This window comes from Polaromonas sp. P1_G4 (assembly GCF_056405475.1).
This window is the reverse complement of sequence record NZ_JBFUCA010000369.1, coordinates 1-4,326: the sequence shown is the minus strand read 5'-3', so window position 1 is coordinate 4,326 and position 4,326 is coordinate 1. Positions and strand designations below refer to the sequence as shown.

Annotated in this window: 5 protein-coding genes; 3 read left to right on the top strand and 2 right to left on the bottom strand. The window is 62.5% G+C overall.

Features of this window, described 5'->3' with window-relative positions:
- Positions 1 to 237: 237 nt before the first annotated feature.
- A complete protein-coding gene (locus tag AC1D1X_RS16760; protein ID WP_477671164.1) occupies positions 238 to 903 on the bottom strand; it encodes a glutathione S-transferase family protein in 666 nt (221 codons plus the stop codon).
- Between the two features lie 196 nt (positions 904 to 1,099).
- Complete coding sequence (locus AC1D1X_RS16755) at positions 1,100 to 1,993, bottom strand: LysR family transcriptional regulator (protein WP_477671165.1); 894 nt, start codon at positions 1,991 to 1,993, stop codon at positions 1,100 to 1,102.
- On the opposite strand from AC1D1X_RS16755, the gene AC1D1X_RS16750 reads away from it, so the two are divergent.
- The 3 genes from AC1D1X_RS16750 to AC1D1X_RS16740 all read left to right on the top strand — a co-directional run.
- The gene (locus tag AC1D1X_RS16750; RefSeq protein ID WP_477671166.1) at positions 1,992 to 2,327 is read left to right on the top strand and encodes a DUF1127 domain-containing protein; all 336 of its coding nucleotides are present in this window, start codon (positions 1,992 to 1,994) and stop codon (positions 2,325 to 2,327) included. The two genes, AC1D1X_RS16755 and AC1D1X_RS16750, sit on opposite strands and share 2 nt — an antisense overlap.
- A gap of 71 nt (positions 2,328 to 2,398) precedes the next feature.
- Positions 2,399 to 3,478, top strand: a complete 1,080-nt coding sequence (locus AC1D1X_RS16745; RefSeq protein WP_477671167.1) for a PLP-dependent cysteine synthase family protein — start codon at positions 2,399 to 2,401, stop codon at positions 3,476 to 3,478.
- A gap of 17 nt (positions 3,479 to 3,495) precedes the next feature.
- The coding region (locus tag AC1D1X_RS16740; protein ID WP_477698697.1) for a lipocalin-like domain-containing protein at positions 3,496 to 4,326 on the top strand (831 nt) is incomplete at its 3' end.

The following is a 4,326-nucleotide window of genomic DNA, read 5'->3' as shown; positions in this document are numbered from 1 at the left end:
GTATCGGGTTATTTGGAAGTCAGAAACAAGCATGGTTGTTGTGTTTGGCCGCATCGGTGAAGAAACAGCGCAACACCTGCATTTTTTAAGCCCAACGCTCTACTGGATCCACACCGGAAGATTCTGGGAATACTTTTCCAAGATAAAATGAGCTTGCTGCAGTGTCGGCAATGACCCAAACGGAAGCGCTTTTTCTCATCAGCCCGTAAAACAACCGGCCCCAAAGGCTGACCCTCCTCAGGCGGCCGATGACCCGCCAGTGAAAACCGCCAATTGCGCATCAAAAGCACGCTGGTACGCTGGCCGCGCTTCACCACGGGCCACATAGGCCGAAAGGTTCGGGTATTTCTCCAGCAGCCCCGATACGGCCGCCCTGCGCAGCACCGTCACCATCAGCAGGTCTCCTGCGCTGAATGCACCGTCAAGCCAGTCGGAATTGCCCAGCCGGCTGGAAAGGTCGCCCAGCCGCGCATGGACGCTGTCCTCAAGGGCGGGCAGGCGGTCCGCATACCAGGGCTTGTCACGCTCGAAGAGCACCGCCATTGAGCGGTCAATGATGGGCGGCTCTACCGTGTTGAGCGCGGCAAACATCCATGCGACGGCGCGAGCGCGGGCATTTGCATCGTCTGGCAGCAGGCCTTTATGGCGCTCAGCAATATGGAACACGATGGCCCCTGACTCGAACAGCGCGAGATCACCTTCTTCATAGGTCGGAATCTGCCCGAAAGGATGAAGCGCGCGATGCGCGGGCTCCTTCATCGCCGCAAACGAAACAAGACGAACCTCGTGAGGCTGCCCCACTTCTTCAAGCGCCCAGCGAACGCGCATGTCACGCGCCAGCCCACGGCCGCGGTCGGGCGAACGCTCAAAGGCCGTCATGGTAGGGGTCGTCGGAAGGGTCATGGTGGTTTCTCCTTTTGCTGAGATGCCTGGTTGAGTGTTTTGTTGATGCCGGACATGCGATTGACCGGTCACCTACCTCACGACGTTCGGGATAGTCCCCAATCGACATCCTGGCGCAACTTTTTTTGTGAACTCTGAAAAAAAGGCGAAATTGAGTGCCGTCAGCAGCGTCCCGTTGTCGCGGCCACGCCCCTGCTCAGGCCTGCCGAAAACTCGCCAGTGTCTTGAGCAGGTTGCGGGTGGCGCCGTCGAGCGTATCGAGCGGCCTGTGGACCATGGCCGTGTGGCGAGTCAGTGCGGGCTTGAGCGGCACCAGCTGCACGTCATGCCGCACGTTGGATTCTTCCAGCGACTGTTCCCTCGGCAGCACCGCAGCGCCGTAACCGGCGGCCACCAGGCTCTTGATGGCCTCTGAGTAGTTGAGCTCAATGCGTGCGCGCGGCGTGAAGCCCGCGTCGGCAAACCAGGCCATGGTCATGCGGTACATGTGGGTCGGGGTTTCGTTGAAGATCAGCGGGCGGGTGGCCAGCCATGCGGGCGTGGCATGTTTGGGTGCCTTCCAGCGCTTGGGTACAAACGCCATCATCGGGTCGCTGCGCCAGTGGGTGATCACCATGCCGCGCTGCGCAGGCGGCGGTGTGGCGACCAGGCCGACATCGAGCGTGCCGTCCAGCAATCGCTGCAGCGTGTCGGCGGAACCAAGAATACTGACCTCGACATCGATGTCGGGGTGGGCTTGCTCCATGGCCTTGAGCACCTGCGGCAAAAAGTACACCAGCACGCCGGTGGTGGTGCCCAGCCGGACCCGGCCTGTGCGGCCCTCGACGTGGCGCTTCACCGCATCGACCGCATCGTCGGCGTCGCGCAGCAGGCGGCGGGCCCGCTCAACCAGCACGGCGCCTGCCGGTGTGGGCTCAACGCGCCGACCGCCGCGCACCACCAGCGGCGTGCCCAAACGGCTTTCAAGCTCGCTCACATGCAGGCTCACGGTGGGCTGCGCCAGGTGCAGGCCCTGCGCTGCGGCAGAAAAGGTGCCCAGGTCGGTAATGGCCACCAGCGTTCTTAATTGGTCCAGGTTCAGTTCGCGCATGGAAGTGTATCTATCAGTAATCCTGATAATTTCGATCAGAAAATTCAACTTCCACAATATCATGATTTTTAGCACCATAGGGCACTTCCTACCAGGAGTGCGCGAAATGCTGACGAAGACAATGAGAATTTTTCCGGGAGCCCTGCCCAGCTTTCCAGTCACAGAGCTGGGCCAAAGGTTTCTGGCCGCCCTGCGCAAAAACGCGCAGAGGCGACGGAACCTGAATGAGCTGCGGCTGATGAACGACCACCAGCTCAATGACATCGGCATTGGCCGCAGTGAAATTCCCGGCCTGATGAATGACCTTGGGCCCCGCCACTGGGAATGGCGCTGAAGCCCCTGCGCCGGCCGGCAAGCCGGTAAAAGACGTTTTACGCCAACAGGTCTTGCTGCGAGAATCAGGCAATGACTTCCCTCCAGACTTCCAGCAGCTCCTGGCTCAGCGCCGCCATCGCCCGCATTGAGGCCGACTACCTGCGCAGCGCCGACACGCACCTGATTCCGCTGCCGCTGCCGGAGTTCGCTGCGCGCGGCATTGATTTTTACCTCAAGGACGAATCCACCCATCCCACCGGTAGCCTCAAGCACCGGCTGGCACGTTCGCTGTTTTTGTATGCGCTGTGCAACGGGTTGATCCACGAGAACTCCACTGTCGTTGAAGCGTCCAGTGGCTCCACCGCAGTCAGCGAAGCCTACTTCGCGCGGCTGCTGGGCCTGCCCTTTGTCGCGGTGATGCCGCGCAGCACCTCGCCCGAGAAGGTGGCGCAGATTGAGTTCTATGGCGGGCGCTGCCACTGGGTGGAAAGCGCGGTGCAGGTGTACGACGAAGCGCGCAAGGTGGCGCTCGAGACCGGCGGACACTACATGGACCAGTTCACCTATGCCGAACGCGCCACCGACTGGCGCGGCAACAACAACATCGCCGAAAGCATGTTCAGCCAGATGGCCCGCGAGCGGCACCCGGTGCCACGCTGGATTGTGGTGGGCGCCGGCACGGGTGGCACCAGCGCCACCATCGGGCGCTACGTGCGCTACCAGCGTCACGGCAGCCAGCTGTGCGTGGCTGACCCGATGGGGTCTGTTTTCAGCGCCTATCACCGCACCGGCGATGCCGGCCTCACCGGCGCAGGCTCGCGCATTGAAGGCATTGGCCGCCCGCGCGTGGAAGCCAGCTTTATCCGCACGGTGATAGACCGCATGGTGGAAGTGGCCGACGTGGACTCGCTGGCCGCCATGCAGGCCTTGTCGCAGCTGCTGGGCCGCAGGGTCGGGCCTTCGACCGGCACCAACCTGGTGGGCATGCTCACACTGGCGCATGAAATGCTGCCGCGCGGAGAACAGGGCTCTATCCTGTCGCTGCTGTGCGACTCCGGCGAGCGTTACCTGCCCACGTACTACAACGCCAGCTGGGTCGCTGAAAAAATGGGGGACTGCACGGCAGCGAACGAGCAGATCAACCGCTTGATGCGGCCGGTGCCGGCCTGAAGAACCCCGGAGCCTGCATGCGCCCGCCCCTGCCCGCCGGTTTGCCAAGACGCCAGCTGTTGCTGGGAGGCGCGGCCGGCCTGGCGAGCCTGGCTGGCCTGGAAGCCCACGCCCTGCCGGCCAAAACACTGGCGTTCCCACGCGACCGCGGTGCCCATCCCGGCTTTCGCACCGAGTGGTGGTACATCACCGGCCAGGCCACGGCCAGCGCTGCGGGTGGTGCAGCGGGTGGGCGCCTCTTCGGCTTTCAGCTGACCTTTTTCCGTTCACGCGTGGACGATACGCAGGGCATGTCGTCAAAATTCGCCGCAAGGCAGCTGGTTTTTGCGCATGCCGCCATCACCGATGTGCAGGGCAACAAACTCTGGCACGACCAGCGCATCGCACGGGAAGGTTTTGGCGTTGCAATGGCCAGCGAGAAGGACATGGCCGTCAAGCTGCGCGACTGGTCCCTGAAAGCCGAAGGCGCAAGGTACACCGCTGAGCTGCCGGCCAGCGACTTTGCACTCAAGCTGCAGTTCGAAGAAACGCAGGGCGTGCTGCTGCAGGGCAACAAAGGCCTGTCGCGCAAAGGGCCTGACGAAAAGCAGGCCAGCTACTACTATAGCCAGCCGCAGCTCGCCATGCGCGGCAACCTGCAAGTCAAAGGGAAAAACTTTGCCGTCACCGGAACAGCCTGGCTGGACCACGAGTGGAGCGAAGAGATCCTGCATTCAGACGCCATGGGCTGGGACTGGATAGGCATGAACCTGCTGGACGGCAGCGCCCTCACCGCTTTCAGGCTGCGGGGCAAAGACGGCAACACGCTGTGGGATGGCGGCTCGTTCCGCTCAGCCAAAGGAGGGCTT

What these genes read in the sequence shown, in the direction of transcription:
- AC1D1X_RS16760 (WP_477671164.1), bottom strand. Translation starts at nt 903, where the DNA reads ATGACCCTTCCGACGACCCCTACCATGACGGCCTTTGAGCGTTCGCCC.
- AC1D1X_RS16750 (WP_477671166.1), top strand. Translation starts at nt 1,992, where the DNA reads ATGGAAGTGTATCTATCAGTAATCCTGATAATTTCGATCAGAAAATTC.
- AC1D1X_RS16755 (WP_477671165.1), bottom strand. Translation starts at nt 1,993, where the DNA reads ATGCGCGAACTGAACCTGGACCAATTAAGAACGCTGGTGGCCATTACC.
- AC1D1X_RS16745 (WP_477671167.1), top strand. Translation starts at nt 2,399, where the DNA reads ATGACTTCCCTCCAGACTTCCAGCAGCTCCTGGCTCAGCGCCGCCATC.